Here is a 15,801-nt window from a genome sequence, read left to right on the forward strand (position 1 = left end):
CGCTTCACCCCTGCCCGTCGTCGAGATTCCGGGCGGCGTCCTGATCGGTCTTGCCGAACGCGTCCAGGATGCTGCCGATGGCGTCCCGTACGCCCACGACCTGCCGCCGCAGCTGGAACCGGCCGTCGTTCCACCGGTCATCGAAGTGCCCGGCCGCGCCGGCGAGCCGGCCCCGGCCGAACGCCGCGGCGAAGTCGACCCTGTGCGGGCCGACGTCGATGAAGTCGTGGATGAAGGTGAGCATGTCCTGCGCCTCCTTCAGCTCGCTTCCGGGAATGTGCACGTCTGCGGCCATCGGCGTTCCTTCCTGGCGTAGCGACGACGGCTCGTCGTCCGGGTCACACACGAAGCTGCCCCGCCCGGCGGTTCAATCGGTGAACCGTTCCGGCTGCCGTTCCGTGTGTGCGGTATGGCTCCGACCCCCACCCCTCCTTCATCGTGGACCGGCCGAGTGGTTCGCGCCGCCGGCGCGGTGCTGATCCTCGGCGCTGTCGCGCTGACGTCCGGCTGCGGCAAGTCGATCACCATCACCGATTCGGGTACGGGAGGCCCCACGGCCGCTCCGCCGGCTGCGTCGGCCGCCGTGCCGGGATCCGGATCACCGGCCGCCGGCAACGACGAGCTGGAGGTGGTCGACCAGACCGCGACCCAGGCCGGCAAGACCGGCAACGGTGGCACGGTCGTCGGCGTCGCGGTCCAGGAGAGTCCGCCTCGGTGGGTGCAGCTCAGCACGGTGACCTCCGCTGCGTTGAAGGCCCCGCATCTGGTCAACGTCAACCAGGCGGCCCTCTATCGCAACGACGGGGACAGCGCGAAGCCGCCCCGGTCCACCTGCGACGCGAGCTGCGCGCGTACGTGGCCGCCGGTGACCGTCGAGGATGGTGGCAAGGTGTTCTTGGCGGGTGTCGATCCGGCCGAGGTCGGGGCGATCCGCCGGGCGGACGGCGACGTGCAGGTGACCGTGGGCGGCTGGCCTCTCTACCGCTTCTCGGGTGACTCACAGCCCGGGGACCTGAACGGCCAGAGTCAGGACCGGACCTGGTACGCCGTCGGCCCGGACGGGGAGAAGGTCACCGCAGACCGGCTATGACGTTGAGTGACCAGCCGGCAGCACGCCGGTGCCCATGCACCACGCGTCATGCGAGGTTGGAGCGGCGGCAGAAATGACGTAGGGCCGGCACTCAGGTGCCGGCCCTCCGTCACTTCACGATCATCGAATGATGAAGGCCCTGCCGGTACCCGAGGACGGCTTACCGTAGGCGTCGCCGGCGAACTTGACGACGACGCGATACTGCACCCCCTTGTTCGCAGAGATCAGGCCGATGTAGTAGCCGCCGGAAGCGTTCAGGGTCATGCTCTTGGTCTGCAACGTACGCCACTTGGTGCCGGACTTGCCCTGTAGCACGGCGGTGATCCGCCGGCCGGGGACGGGCGAGGACACGGCTACCGTGACGAGGACGTTCTTCTTGTCGCGGAAGTAGGCGACGTTCTTGACCGTCTTGTACTGACCGGAGACGGTGACCTTGGTGGTCGTGATGGTCTTGTAGGTGGCCTTGGCGGACGACGGCTTGTTGCTGTCGTCGCCGTCGTAGTAGGCGGTGACTGTCCCGCCGGCCGGTGCCGGAATGGTGACGGTCGCGACGCCCGCCGAGTTCGTCTTGGCAGTCACCGTGAGGTTACCTGCCGGGCTGGTGCGGACGAACCGGACCGTGACGCCCGGGTGGCGGGCCACGGTGGCGGTCGCGCGGACCTTGGCACCGGCCTTCGCGGGCTGAACGAGCGTCAGCTTGGTGGTCGTCACGGCCGGGGCGGGAATGGTCTCGAAGCCCTTGGCGAGGTAATAGACGTGCGGCTGGTCGGCGCGTCCGGTGAAGTCGTCGAGGATCGAGTAGAGACGCGCGTCGTCGGCAGACCAGGTCAAGGTGCCAGAAACCGGCGCCGGGCGGTTGTAGGCGGCCTTCGGGTGGGCGTTGCCGGAGAGAACCTGGGTGCCCGCGAGGACGTCGAACGCGACGATGTTGCCGCCCGGCCCGTACGTGCTGTCGACCCCGCCACCGATCATGGTGCCGTTGTTCGAGTAGGCGACGTCGGCCGGGTACGAGCCAGTGTCGAACGACCCGGCCGCGGTCAAGGTGGCGGCCTCGTACTGCGCCAGGTAGTACGGAGAGCCGGCAGCCGTGGCGACCTTTTTGCCGTCGGGGCTGATGGAGACCCGAGCGAGGTACCCGTCGGTGTCCTTCTGCGCCAGCTCGGTGACGGTGGCTCCGTCGACGGTGTAGGTGTAGACCGGGCCGCTGCTGATCCCGCCGACGCCCGCCACGAGGGTGTTCCCAGCACCGTCGAGCAGCGGAGCGGAGTACATGCTGACGGTCTGTACGGCGCGAGGGTCGGTGCCGGTGGCGGCGTCGACCGAGCCGATGGTGCCGTCCCACTGGCCGCACCCGGCGCCGTAGAACAGGCGGGAGCCGGCGAACGCAAGGTGGACCGGGCATTCACCGGTGGTGTATCGGGCGACCTCGGTCAGGGTGTCGGTGTCGATGACAGCGATAGCGCTGGCCTGGCTGAGCGCGACATATACCAGGTCACCGGATGGCGACGCCAGGACGTCACGTGCCCCGAACATCCCGGTGACGCTCTTCTGCGTGACTCCGTCGGTGCCGAGGACGGCGACGGCATTGCCGTCGGAGACGAACAGCCGCCCGTTCGCTGCCGTCATGCTCTTCGGCGCGGCCAGCGTCGTGAGGTTCGTGGGGGTGTCGGCTACGGCGGCAGCTTGCGCCGGCGCGGCCGCGATGAGGATAGCGGCGACAGCGCTGGCAGTGGCCAGTGCGGCGGCCGCGGGGCGGGAGCTGAGGGGCATCGCGTGGGGGGTCCTTCGGTTCGGTCGCGGACATGCCGTTGGTTGATCGGCAGTGCGAGATCCGCGGTTAAGCAGAAACAGCGACCCATCCATCACATCTGCGGTGCGGCAGCCGCTTGGGGGCGGGCTGCCGTACCGCACGGCGACCGTATGGTGAATCCGGACATTGAGGTGCGGACTCCGCGAACCGCGTCCGACCACTCCCGCCCTTGCGGGGTATACGTGGCGTTGTCCGTCGGCGCGACCATGGTGGTGGCCTCTTTCGGTTTCGCCGCGACGGCCTGTCCGCTGCTGCGCTGAAGCCGACGAGGGAGGCGGTGGCAACCGCAGCAGAGAGGGCCACATCGGGAGCCCAGACCCATCGTGTGCTGCCGGACTGCCCGGCTGCCGGAGTGGATGAGCGGGAGAAGCCAGACGGGTTCTCTGGCCCTGCCCGTCCGTGCGCCGGAGGTCCGGTCCGGAAAATGACACGGCGCCGTGCCGGGGGTCGCGCCATCATGGACACGTGACGGCCGGCCGGGCGGACCGCGTGCGGGCAACGTCCCGCTCGGCCGCGCCTGCCGAGCGGATCGAAGAGCGCGCTCCCGCACCGGCGGCGGGGAGGGCCGACGGTCTGGCTGGTCTGCTGTTGCGGGTGCAGTCGTCGGCCGGCAACGCGGCGGCGGTGCGCCTTATGCGGTCCGGTGCGCCCGCGGAGGTGCCGGAATACGTCGCGGGATTGATCGGCCGCCGGATCGGTGGCGGCGACGCCCTCTCGCCCGAGCTTCGGGACCGGCACGAGGACGCCGATCTGGACGGGGTGCGGGTGCACCGCGACGCCGAGTCGGCCGGGTTGGCTCGGGCCGTCGGAGCGCGGGCGTTCACGGTCGGGCAGGACATCTTCTTCGGCGCCGGCGAATATCAGCCGCACACCGGTGACGGCGCCCGCCTGCTGGCCCATGAGCTGGTGCACACCACCCAGTCCCCGTCCGTGACGAGTGGCCTGACGGTTAGCGAGCCCGGCGACGCCCACGAGATCGAGGCGGCGCGCCGGGCAGACAGTGGCACGGTGGCCGGAAGCCGGGCGCGGACGGCGACGATCTCCCGTGAGCCTGACCAGGTGGAGGGTGACACGGCGGACCAAGCGATTCCCGAGCGCTACCGCGGCCTACTGAAGCCGGGCCTGAACGAGGCCGACACCGCGAAGCTGGCCCAGGTCACCGGCGGCGCCGAGGTCGTCGCCATGATCCGGCGGCGCGACGATGCCCGTGTCAGGATCTTCCGGATCGAGGCTGACGGCGACACCCAGGACCCGGACGTCGGCGGCCCGCACCAGGAATATCAGGCGCTGGTCGACCTGGAGCGCGACCTCACCCAGCGCATCGAGCACGACTGCATCAGCCTCGACGTCGCCAGCGAGGCGGAGATGCTGGCGATGGCCGAGCAGTGGTTCCCGGACCGGTTCCTGGCCGAGGCCAAGCAGGTCGCCCTCGACATGCTGCAGCACAACGCCGACGAGGCGAAGGCCGAGCTGGAGCGCTACTCGGCGCAGGTGTGCTCGCCCGACATCGACGGCCTGCTCGCCGCTGACCAGGCCCTCGACCAGCTGGCTCCGTTCAGCCTGGCGAACGCGGTGCGGATGGCCGAGGAGGCGCTGTCCAGGTACGCGCCGTCGGCCGGCGTGCTGACCCCGGAGGAGTTCGCCCGCACCATCCCGCCGAACGAGCAGTCGGTGATGGTCGACATCGCGAACCTTGACCAGAACCGGCGGATGCTGGCCGCCAAGACCCCGATCTATCAGGCGGCCCGGTTCTCCTACGGGCGTACCTATCCGATCCTGCTGAGCAGCGGTTATGTGCCGGGCTCGTTCGCCGTGGCAGACGCCACTGAGCTGGGCAAGGTGGCGGCCGGCCCGGTCACCGAGGTCTTGGAGAACATCGAGCGGGTCCGGAAAGCGATCAACGCTGACGAGCTCAAGATCTGGAACATGCGCGACGTCCTGCGCATCACCCAGGAGCGCCTGAACGTGCGGCATCCGGTGCTGCTCGGGGCGATCGACGCGAAGATCGCCGAGATCAAGAGTGACGAGGCGTTCCTGGGCTGGGTGAAGGCGGCGCTGGCGATCACTACGACGATCCTGGCCGGCATGCTGTTCACCCCGGCGGCCGGTGCGGCCGTGGCGGGCCTGTGGGGTGCCGGCTCGCTGTACGGCAGCATCCGCGACTACCTGAACGAGGAGGCCGCCGAGAACATCGCGCTGGACGCCTCGGTGGCGGATCTGTCGCTGAACGAGCCGAGCCTGACCTGGGTGCTGCTGGATGCCGCGTTCCTGCTCATCGACATGGCGACCGTCGCGAAGTCGTTGCGGGTCGCGGCGCGCACGCTCGCCTCGCAGGCCGACTCGACGGCTGCGGCGGCGTTTCGGCGGGAGGCCACCGAGACGCTCGGTGAGCAGGCCGGCGAGCAGCTGGCCAACCGCGCCGCCGCCCGGTTCGGCATCGCCGAGGCCGCCGTGGCGGCCGGTGAGGAAGGGCTGTCCCGGGCGCGGACCGCCCTGGCCGGCCTCGAGCTGTCCGACGACGCGATCGCTCGGGTGCTGGGCAAGGCGCGGGTGGGTCCGGTGGCCGACCGGATCAACAAGGTCAAGGGCCAGCTGCTCGAGGAGCTGGCGCACGTGGACGTGCGGCGCCGGTTGGCAGCGGGAGCGTCCGACGTGCTCGGTGTCGGCGACAACGCGGGCCTGGAGCTGATCGAGGGGCACCGGATCGCCGACCTGAGCCGCCGTCAGCTGACCGACGGGGTGCTCGCGCGGCGCCTGCCGGACGGCTCGATCGAGATCGTCACGGTGCTCGAGTCGAAGGCCGGGGCCAGCGCGGCCGAGGGGCTGCGAACCGCGTCGTCGGGGATCGGGCGGCGCGACGAGTTCGCCAAGGTGGTCATCGAGGAGGACGCCGAGGCGGTGGAGGCGCTGCTGCGGCGCAGCGGGCTCAAGGCCGACGCGGACGCGGTGGCCGCCGGCGGCCGCAAGGTGTCCCGGCGCGCGCAGAAGGTGATCGCCGAGGACAAGGGCATGCGCGACATGGTGACCCAGTCCGAGTGGGGCGGCCAGATCCGCAAAGACGTCGAGCGGCTGAGCCCAGGCACCGTGCCGGGGGAGACGCAGCTCTCCTCGACGCTGGACGAGGTGCCGGCCGAGATCCTCGTCGACGGCGTACCCACCCGGGTGCGGTTCAGCCCGACCCGAGCCCGCTTCGTCGGGATCGTCCCGGAGGACGTGCCGGTCGCCGACATCACGGCGAGCCTCACCTCCGAGTTCAACTTCACCATGTTGCAGACCGGCGGTACGGCCGCCGACCTCACGGCCCGCGCGGAGCGACTCGTGTCCGAGGCCGCGACACCCTGAACGGGCCGATCCCCGCCGACCACCTCAAACTCTGGATCAACGACGAACGGTCCAGCTGGTACCTGAAGGTTCTGAAGAGCGGGACCCAGCAGGGCCGGCCGCGGCGCGAGGTGTAGGCGGATCCCTTATACCCGGCGGCGGCCTGCATCGGCACTCTGGAGACGCCGGTACGCACCTCTCTCTCGTCCCGGTCTTGTGAGGAGTGCTCGTGGAGATCGCCAGCGGCCCGTCGGACGTCATCTGGGACATCACGTACGCGTGCCCGTTGCGATGTATCCACTGTTACTCGGAGTCCGGCCGCCGTTCGACCCGGCAGCTCGGTGCGCCTGACCTTTTTCGGGTCGCCGACGCCCTGATCGCCATGCGCCCGAGTGCGATCGCCATTGCGGGCGGGGAGCCGTTGGCCGTACCGGACTTGGTGGACGTCGCGAAGCGCTTATCCCGGTCCGGCATCGCGGTCACGCTCTATACCGGAGGTTGGCACCTCGACGCTGGCATGGCCGATGCCCTCATGGGCGCGGTAGCGCAGATAAACGTCAGTGTGGACGGTGCTACCGCCGAGGTGCACGACCGCATCCGTGGACGGGCAGGCTCGTTCGACCGGGCTGTCGAAGCGCTGACGCTGCTGGACGAGGCCGTCCGCCGGCGTCTCGCGGCCGGGCTGCCCGCGCCCGTGCTGGGCATCGACTGCGCCGTCGTTCGCGGCAACTTCCATCAGATCGACGATCTGTGTACGGCGGTGGCCCGGCGCTTTCCCCGGCTGGGGTTCCTCTGGTTCGGCGCCGCCGTGCCGTCCGGGCTGGCCAGCCGCGCCGACTTCGCGGTGCACGAACTGGTCACCGATGCACAGCACCGGCAGCTGGGCAGCCCGGAGCAGTTGGCCCGGATCAGGTCGCTGGCGCCACGGTCGGTGGCCGTCGCGAGCAACGACAATCTGATGCTCATGATGCGCCCGGATCTCGTCGCGCGGGGCGTCTACATGCCGGCGCTCCAGGTCGAACCCGACGGCGAGGTCCGGGCGATGCCGATCTACGAGGGAACTGTCGGCAACGTGCTGACGGAACCGCCGGACGTGCTGTGGGATCGGGCCGTTCAGCGATGGGGCGACCCGTTCGTCGTGGAGGCGCTCACCCCCGTACGGACGATGGTGCAGTGGGCCGACGCCGCCCGGAGGATCGACTACCACTTCGGTACCGACGCGACGCGCGCTCGTATCGACCGGCGTCCGGCCTTCGCGCCGTCCTGATCGACCGCTGACGCCAATGGGGGAACAGATGGACGCGGCGAACGACGACGACAGTCTTCTGGTGGACTGCGTACGGGCGATGCTCGGCGAGGGGCGCCAGGATTGGCAGGTAAGACCGGACGGCTTCTGGTGCTTCGTCCAGCCATCCGAGAACCGCTCGCGTACGCAAGGCTGGAAGCTGCACCTCTCGGCCACGCCGTTGTCCGCGCCGGTGGTGCTGGCCCGGGCTGCCGCCGTTCTGCTCGCGCACGGCTGCTCGTTCAAGTTCGCCCGTACCCTTGAGCACGTCGGCGAGCTCGGCTCCCGGCGAGCCGACCGCGGTGGCGGAGGCAAGTTCCTGACGGTGTATCCCGACACCGACGACGACGGGCTGCGGGCCCTCGCGGAGCAGCTGCACGAGGCGACCAGGGGCCTGCCCGGCCCAGGCATCATGAGTGACCGCCGCTACAAGCCGGGCAGCCTGGTGCACTACCGGTTCGGTGTCTTCCGCGGCGTACCCATGCTCAGCAACGACGGCTGCTACGAGGCGATGCTGGTCGCGCCGGACGGCAGCATGGTGCTCGACCAGCGCAAGGCGTGGTACAGCCCGCCCGCGTGGGCGCCGCGTGACCCCTTCGGCGGGGACCGGGCGGCGAAGCCCGCTGCGCCGCGTCCGGTGCTGCTCAATGATCGGTACGTCGTGAACGAGGTGATCCGGCACTCGTTCGGCGGCGGCGTCTACCGTGCCGAGGACCAGCACACCGGCGATCCGGTCGTCGTCAAACAGGCCCGGGCGCACGCCGGTGCCAACCTGACCGGCGCCGACGTGCGGACCGCGCGCCGCCATGAAGCGACCATGATGCGGCGTCTGTCCGGCACCGGCCTGACCGCGCGTCTGGTCGAGACGTTCGAGCAGCAGGGCGACCTCTTCCTGGTTCAGGAGCTGGTCACCGGCGCGACGCTGCGGCAGTGGGCGACACAGAACTGCGTCCTCGACGACGGCGCCACCTGGGGACCGCCGCCGGCCGTCGTGGACCGGCTCGCGGATGGCCTGCTGGACCTGGTCGACGCCGTCCACCGCGAGGGCCTGGTCCTGCGTGACCTCAACCCCAACAACGTCATGGTGACCGATGACGTCGACCTTCGGCTCATCGACCTTGAGCTGGTCACGCCGGTCGGGGAACCGGCCACGCGGGCCTTCACACCCGGGTACGCCGCACCGGAACAGGTCGGCGCGCCGCCGCTGGACGCGGAGCACGACCCCAGCGTCGACCTGTACAGCCTCGGCGCGACGCTTTTCCACCTCGTCACCGGCTCCGACCCGCTGTTCCCTGGCGACGAGCCACCGGCGCGTGAGCACCGCACCCGGGTCGCCGCCCTGCTCCGACTGCTCGGCGAACGTAACCCGTGTGCCCGCCGGTACGCCCCCGTCGTCGTCGCGCTGCTGCACGACGATCCCGCGCAGCGGCCCGGCGTCAACGACGTCCGTAGCATGCTCGCCGCTCGGTCCCCGGTCGGGGTTGCACCACGGGTCGTGACAGCAGCCGACGGGGAGCCGGTTCGCTGGATCAAGGACGGTATCGGCTTCCTCCTCGCCACCCGTACCCCGGAACGCGACCGCCTATGGCAGTCCGGGGAGGTCGGCTCCCGCACCGACCCGCTGAACGTGCAGCACGGCGCGGCCGGGATTCTCGCCGTCCTGCTCCGGGCGAGCCGCCACCTGAGCGACGACGTATCGCTGCGGGAGGCGGCGGCGACCACGGCCCGATGGATCGGCTCGCGCGCCCTGCGCGAGCCGCGGACCCTGCCCGGCCTCTACTTCGGGCGTGCGGGTACCGCCTGGGCATTGCTCGAGGCCGGCCGACAGCTCGACGACCACGGCGTGTTCGAGCTGGGCACCGACCTCGCGGGCCGGCTGCCGCTGCGCTGGCCCAACCCGGACGTGTGCCACGGCATGGCGGGCTGCGGTTTCACGCTGCTCCGAGCGTACGAAATCACCGGCGTCCCGGTCTTCCTGGAGCGGGCCCGGCAGGTCGCCGCCGGTCTCCTGGCCATGGCCGACGACCGTGACGACCGCCTGGTCTGGCCGATCCCCGCCGACTTCAGCTCGACGCTGGCCGGCCTCGTCCATTATGGCTTCGCCCACGGTGTCGCCGGCGTCGGTGCGTATCTGCTGACCGTCGCCTGCGCGACGGGGGACCGCTCCTTTCTGGATGCTGCGGAACGCGGCGGCCGCACGCTCGCCGCGGCCGCTCAGGTCAAGGACGGAGCGGCATATTGGCCGAGCGGCCAGACGAAGCAGGTCGGCATGACGAGCTGGTGCAGCGGGGCCTCCGGCGTCGGCACCTTCCTGCTGCGGCTGGGCGCGCGAACCGGTGACGAACGGTTCACGGAGCTGGCGCTGCAAGCCGCCACCGCGGTGTACCGCTCGCGCTGGCACGCCGGGCCCGCCCAGTGTCACGGCCTGGCCGGCGACGGGGAGTTCCTGCTCGACGTCGCCGACGTGACGGGAGACGACACGTACCGGGACCGGGCGCGCGACCTCGCGGTCAGCATCTACGGCCGGCATGCCCTGCGCGACGGGCGGATGCTCGCCCCGGACGAGTTGCTGGACGCGGTGACCGCCGACTACAACACCGGCCTCGCCGGCGTGGTCGCCTTCCTCTTGCGGCTGGAGTTCGGTGGCGACCGGATGTGGCTTCCGGCCTCGTACACCGCCATCGGGATGGAGCGGTAGCCACCGATGGCAGTGCCTTCGGGCATCCGGTGAGGACGGGACCGCCCGATGAACCGACGTCGTCGCACTTTCGCGCACCTGGTGTGCCGGCGTGCGATGTCGCCCTGTCCGTGACGACTGAACGAGGAGGTGACTGACGATGGAGATCGATGTCGAGGCCCTGCAGATGCTGGAGGAGCCGGAGCCCGAGAGCGGCCTGTTCCCGTGCCCGATGACGTGCAAGACGTCCTTTGCCTGAGTACGGCTGCGCTTCCCGTAGCTGCACTCTCGGCCGCCGGCCCCGCCACGACGACGGGGCCGGCGGCCACCGAACGGGGTCATCACGGTTGACGGCCGGAGCCGTGCTGCTCAGCCGGTTCGCGTGTGCCGGGCGCGTTCTCCACTGGCGCCCGCCTTGTACGTTCGGCGACAGACCCTCTTGAGCCCATCGAACGCCCGGCAGGGGGGGCGTCGAGAGGCAGTCGTCGTCCGCGCTCGGTGCGGGGCGCGCGGATACGTGCTCGTGTCCGTTCCGGCGGCGGCCCTGGACCGCGGGCACGGTCGGACGTACGGCGGAGCCGTTTGCTCCGGTGGCGGCGAACCGGGCATGATCGCCCGACGCGCGGGGGCGCCGCGACGTGCGGTCGGCGCGTCGAGAGCGGGGGAGAGGGCGACGCTGGTGGATGTGCAGCGTGGTGACGGCGAGGCGGACGGCCTGTTGGTGGGTCGAGACCGGGAGCTCGGCGTCCTGCGCCGCTCGCTCGGCGAGTCCGGCATGTCGCGGTGTGTCGGCGTCGCTGGTGACCCGGGGATCGGTAAGAGCCGATTGTTGTCCGAGTTCGGGGAGATGGCCGCAAGAGCCGGGTTCGCTGTGTGTTCGGGGCGTGCGTCGGAGTTCGAGCTCCATGTGCCTTTCGGCGTTTTCGTCAATGCTCTCGACGATCGTCTCGCCGAGCTCGGCGAGGAACGGCTCGCTGAGCTGGGGGACCCGCAGCTCACGCTGCTGGCCGCCGCGTTCCCGTCGATCTCCGCCGCTGCCCCGGTCGCCCTGGTCGACGTGGAGCGGTACCGGCTCCACCGGGCGGTCCGCTCCCTCTTGGAGCTGGTTGCCGGGCCGGCGGGGTTGGTACTCGCCCTCGACGACCTGCACTGGGCGGACGAGGGCACCGTGGAGCTGCTGGATCACCTGTTGCGCCATCCGCCCCGGGCCCGGCTGGTCCTGGCGTTGTCATGTCGCAGCCGGCAGGTCAGTCCAAGGATGTGGCACGCGTTGTGCCGGGCGGTGGCCGATGGAACCGCCGAGCTGCTCGAGCTCGCCCCGCTCAGCCGGGTCGAGGCCGAGCCGCTGCTGCCGGCCGAGCTGAGCGGCACCCGACGCGAGGAGCTGTACCGGGCCAGCGCCGGAAACCCGTTCTACCTCGACGCATTGGTGCGCGCGGACCGTCATGGTGCGGCCCCGGGCGAGGTGCCGCCCGGCAGCGGAGGAGAGCTACCCCCGGCGATCCATGCGGCGCTCGCGGCCGAGCTGGCGGCGCTGGATCCGCACCAACGCACCGTCGCACACGCTGCGGCGGTCGTCGCCGACGACTTCGACGCCGGGCTGCTGGCAGAGGCCGCCGCCCTGCCGAGGGAACCGGTGCTGAGAGCGCTCGATCACCTCGTTCACCGCGACCTCGTGCGGACCGGCCGCGCTGCCGGACTGTTCAGATTCCGGCATCCGCTGGTGCGCGCCGTCGCCTACCGCGACGCGGGTCCGGTCTGGCGATTGCAGGCTCACGGCCGCGCCGCCGCGGCACTGCGCGCCCGCGGCGCGGCGAACGTCGAACTCGCACACCATGTCGAGCGGTCCGCCGTCGGCGGCGACCTGGAAGCCGTCGCCGTTCTCGCAGAGGCCGCCGAGGCGACGCTGCACACCACGCCGTCGGACGCCGGGCACTTCCTGCGAGCCGCCCTCAGGCTGCTGCCCGAAACCGAGCCCACCACGCCACAGCGCCTGTTCCTGCTCGGCAGACTCGCCCAGGCCGTGGCGGCGACGGGTGATCTGCGTGGCGCCCGCGCGGCATTGCACGAGGTGCTACGGCTTCTGCCGGCCGACCTCACCAGCCTACGGGCCGAGACGGTCCGGCTCTGCGCGACGCTGGAGCGCCTGCTCGGCCGCCACATCGAGGCCCGGGCACTGCTGCAGACAGAGTGGCAGCGGACCACCGGTAAGGATCCCCATGCCGCGGCCGGCCTCGTCGTCGCTCTCGCCGCCGGCGAGGTCGTCGAACGCGATGCGGGCACGCGCACCCGGATTCCCGAGGCGATCGAAGCCGCCCGGCGTACCGGTGATCACGTGTTGCTGGCCATGGCGCTGTCGATCGCTGCGCTGGCCCCGTGGGCGAACCCAGCCGCGCCCGAGACAGCGGCGGGTCTCGACGAGGCAGCCGCACTCTTCGACGCCCTGCCCGATGGCGAACTGGTCCGCAACCTCGACGCCGCGCTGTGGCTGGGTTGGGCCGAGGCGTCCGCCGACCGACTGACTGCGGCAGGTCGTCACCTGGAGCGTGGCCTTCAGCTGGCACGGGCCGGCGGGCAGACCCATGTGATCACCACGCTGAACGCCGTCCACGGGATGGTCCACGCGTACCTCGGCGAACTGGCCGAGGCGACGGTCTGCTTCGCCGACGGGCTGGAGTCGGCTGAGCTGACCGACAGCGACGAGCTGCAGACCATGGCGCTGACCTTCGGCTGCTGGATCACCACCTGGCGCGGCGACCTCGACGAGGCCCTCCGGCTCGGCAAGCGGGCGCTGGCCGCCGAGGATCGTTTGACGGCGGGGCTGACCTGGCGAAGCGGGCAGGCCGCGGCGATGCTCGGCCAGGCGATGCTGCACTCCGGTGACCCGCACGCCTGCATCGAGCTGCTCCTCACCGCCGGCGGAGGCGCCGAGCTTCCAGCCGTCGAGGCCCTGAACCGGCCCGTGGTGTACCAGATCCTCACCGAGGCTGAAGTCCGGTGCGGCCGGTTCGCCGCTGCCGCCGACTGGGCCGGCCGGGCCGAGGCGGCCGCGGCCGCGGTGGCTTCGCCCGTACGGAGCGCGGTCGCGCAGCTCGCCCGGTTGATGGCCACGATGCCGGTGGATCCGGCCGCGGCGGCCCGGCTGGCCCCTGCGGTCGCGGCGGCGTTCACCCGCGTCGGGGTGGCGGTGGAGGCCGGCCGGGCCCACCTCTTCGCCGCGGTCGCGCTCGCATCAGAAGGGCGTACGGGGGCAGCCCGGGAGCACTTCGACGCGGCCCGGAACCTCTTCGTACGGTGCGACGCGCGGCTTTTCCTCCCTCAGGTGGCGCGGGAGGAACGGCGTATGAACGCGCGTCGCCCGCGACACGGCGCCGACGCCACGCCGGCGGCCGGGTCCCTGGCCGAACGCGTCGGGCTCACCGGGCGGGAGATGGAGGTTGCCGCCCTGGTCTCGGCCGGGCTGACCAATCGCGAGGTGGGCCGTCGCCTGCATCTGAGTCCCAAGACCGTCGAGGTGCATCTCGGCCGGGTGTACGCGAAGCTCGGCGTCTCCGGGCGTACCGCGCTGGCCGGCCGCTGGGCGGCGGAGGCGAGCGCGGATTAGACGTGCTCGAGCTATGCGCTGCCCGGGTCCCGGCCCGGGCAGCGCATGGCGTCAGGCCGGCAAGGTGGTGAGGAAGACGTTGTCCTTGCCCTCGGTGTCACCGTCCACCAGGGAGCCGTCGTCCGAGATGAACGCCACGTGTCGACCGTCGGCCGACAGTGCGATGTCGAGACAGGCTTGGACGGCGGGCTTGCCGGTGGTGCCATGGCTGGCGGGCACCACCTCACCGCTGCGACGGTCGCGGACGTAGACGTTGGACCCACCGGACCAGTCGTTCTCCATGCTGCCGGAGCCGGCGGTCAGCGCCAGGTAGCTGCCGTCCGCGGAGAGCCGGGGCTCCCTTGCCCCCACGAAGGCGCCGCTGGAGTTCCGGTCCTCCCGGCTCAGCTGTCCGGTGCGGACGTCCTTCACGTACACCTTGCGCTCCCAGCCGCCGTCCGTACCTTCACCCAGGTTCGTCGCCCACGTCACGAAGGCGATGGAGCGGCCGTCCGCCGAAATGGACGGGTCCTCGCTGCGGCCGTTGCCCTGCACACCGGCCGGAGTGATGCTGACCAACTTGGTCACGTCCTGCTGCCGGTCCCGCACGAACACGTCCTTCTGCCCGTTGACGTCCCCGGCCACGAGGTTCGACGCTTCGGACTCGAACGTGACGAACCGGCCGTCGTCCGAGATCCCGGTTCCGGCCCAGAAGGTGTGCTGGTTGGCGGGCTCGCCCGTCGGGGTGACGGTCATGCGCTCCGGCGTGCCCGTCACACGGTCGAAGACGTACACGTCCCTGAGGCCGTCGGTATCCGTGGTCACCAGGCGAGCCTCGGTCTCGAAGGCGATGAACCGGCCGTTCCCGGAGATCGCCGGCAACTCGCTGTCGGCGTGCCAGCCGCCGGCGGCGGCACTCGCGGTGACGCTGACCCGGGTGGTCGTGCCGGCCTGCAGATCCCGCACGAACACGTCGTTGGCGTCGTTCTTGTCCTCCGGAGCCAGGTTCGACGCCGAGGAGGCAAAGGCGACGTAGCGTCCGTCCGCTGAGATCGACGGGTCGAAGCTCGGCGCGTCCGCCTGGACACCGCTCGAATCCACACTCACCAGTGTCGTGGTTCCGGTGGCGGTGTCGCGGACGAAGACGTCGAGTACGCCGTTACGGTCACCGCCGACGAGGTTGGACGCGAACGACTCGAACGCGACGTACCGGCCGTCCGCGGACAGCGAGCAGCAGCCCTCGGCCCGGTCGTCCGGTCGGCCACCGTCGACGGCGAGGTCCACCGCTTTCGGGACACCGCCGTCCGCGGCCAACGCCATTGCCGGTGTCGTCGTCGCCACGATCGCCGTGACCAGCGTGGTCACCGCGAGACCCGCGGCTCGCCTCATCGCACTGGCTCCCTGTCGCCGACGCGGGAATTGGACACCGTTGACGCTCATGGCTTGCCCGACGACCCCGATGGTCCCGAGGGCCCGGCTCCGCAGCACGGAACGGAAAGTTGCCACACATACCTCACTTAGGTGATCGAAGAGCTCGCGCAGCATAGGAACTGCTCGCTGAGGCCAGCAAGGACCACCCGATAGGACGAAATGAGTAAACGGGATGTACCCGCCGGAGAAATGGGACATCCGAGACTTTACGACGAGTGATTGTAGGGGGTTCCCTTATGCCCACTCGGCACTCGGACGGCATCGACCGGCAGGCCGATCTGCGGTCCGCGCTGCGTCGAGCCGGGCACCTCATCGAGGGGGCGAGGTGCTGACGGTTGATCCCGCCCCGCCCCGCACGGCAAGCGGACGGCGGCCTCCAGCCGCGTGCTCCTGGAAGCGTGGACCAGGGCGGCACCCGAAGCAGGCGTGCGGTGAAGGTGTCGTGGTAAGTCGTTCCTATTGCGACGGGTCCTGGCGAGAATCAGTACGGTTTCGGTCGAATACCGCGGGATCCGCTGAAATGGGGCGGCGCGCCGTCGGCCGGTCGTCTATAAGTGACCAGGTTATTGACCCAGACCTGACAGTTGATTCACGGACCGAATCG

At 70.7% G+C, this 15,801-nt stretch carries 9 protein-coding genes; 6 read left to right on the top strand and 3 right to left on the bottom strand.

The genetic code is table 11. The features are described from left to right. Nucleotides 1-4: 4 nt before the first annotated feature. Nucleotides 5-295: a hypothetical protein gene (locus tag ACIBO8_RS26010; RefSeq protein ID WP_396117906.1), complete on the bottom strand. Its 291-nt coding sequence runs from the start codon at nucleotides 293-295 to the stop codon at nucleotides 5-7. A gap of 156 nt (nucleotides 296-451) precedes the next feature. On the opposite strand from ACIBO8_RS26010, the gene ACIBO8_RS26015 reads away from it, so the two are divergent. Continuing rightward, nucleotides 452-1,090, top strand: a complete 639-nt coding sequence (locus ACIBO8_RS26015) for a hypothetical protein (RefSeq protein ID WP_396117907.1) — start codon at nucleotides 452-454, stop codon at nucleotides 1,088-1,090. A gap of 120 nt (nucleotides 1,091-1,210) precedes the next feature. On the opposite strand, the gene ACIBO8_RS26020 is transcribed toward ACIBO8_RS26015, so the two are convergent. Next, nucleotides 1,211-2,860, bottom strand: a complete 1,650-nt coding sequence (locus tag ACIBO8_RS26020) for a YncE family protein (RefSeq protein ID WP_396117908.1) — start codon at nucleotides 2,858-2,860, stop codon at nucleotides 1,211-1,213. A 505-nt stretch (nucleotides 2,861-3,365) separates the two neighbouring features. On the opposite strand from ACIBO8_RS26020, the gene ACIBO8_RS26025 reads away from it, so the two are divergent. The 5 genes from ACIBO8_RS26025 to ACIBO8_RS26045 all read left to right on the top strand — a co-directional run bounded on the left by ACIBO8_RS26025 (nucleotide 3,366) and on the right by ACIBO8_RS26045 (nucleotide 13,787). Next, nucleotides 3,366-6,242, top strand: a complete 2,877-nt coding sequence (locus ACIBO8_RS26025) for a DUF4157 domain-containing protein (RefSeq protein WP_396117909.1) — start codon at nucleotides 3,366-3,368, stop codon at nucleotides 6,240-6,242. Between the two features lie 208 nt (nucleotides 6,243-6,450). Further along, entirely contained in the window at nucleotides 6,451-7,488 is a 1,038-nt protein-coding gene (locus tag ACIBO8_RS26030) for a radical SAM protein (RefSeq protein WP_396117910.1), read from the top strand. A gap of 28 nt (nucleotides 7,489-7,516) precedes the next feature. After that, nucleotides 7,517-10,204, top strand: a complete 2,688-nt coding sequence (lanL, locus tag ACIBO8_RS26035) for a class IV lanthionine synthetase LanL (RefSeq protein WP_396117911.1) — start codon at nucleotides 7,517-7,519, stop codon at nucleotides 10,202-10,204. A 139-nt stretch (nucleotides 10,205-10,343) separates the two neighbouring features. Next, nucleotides 10,344-10,442 carry an ALQxL family class IV lanthipeptide gene (locus ACIBO8_RS26040; protein WP_396117912.1) on the top strand — a complete coding sequence of 33 codons (99 nt, stop codon included), beginning with the start codon at nucleotides 10,344-10,346 and terminating at the stop codon, nucleotides 10,440-10,442. Nucleotides 10,443-10,862: 420 nt separating this feature from the next. Further along, nucleotides 10,863-13,787, top strand: coding sequence for an AAA family ATPase (locus ACIBO8_RS26045; protein WP_396117913.1), 2,925 nt, complete (start codon nucleotides 10,863-10,865; stop codon nucleotides 13,785-13,787). A 51-nt stretch (nucleotides 13,788-13,838) separates the two neighbouring features. Here ACIBO8_RS26045 and ACIBO8_RS26050 read toward each other — a convergent pair whose 3' ends face one another. Next, complete coding sequence (locus tag ACIBO8_RS26050; RefSeq protein WP_396117914.1) at nucleotides 13,839-15,155, bottom strand: TolB family protein; 1,317 nt, start codon at nucleotides 15,153-15,155, stop codon at nucleotides 13,839-13,841. Nucleotides 15,156-15,801: the final 646 nt, after the last annotated feature.

This window comes from Actinoplanes sp. NPDC049681, assembly GCF_044465265.1.
Taxonomy (GTDB): domain Bacteria; phylum Actinomycetota; class Actinomycetes; order Mycobacteriales; family Micromonosporaceae; genus Actinoplanes.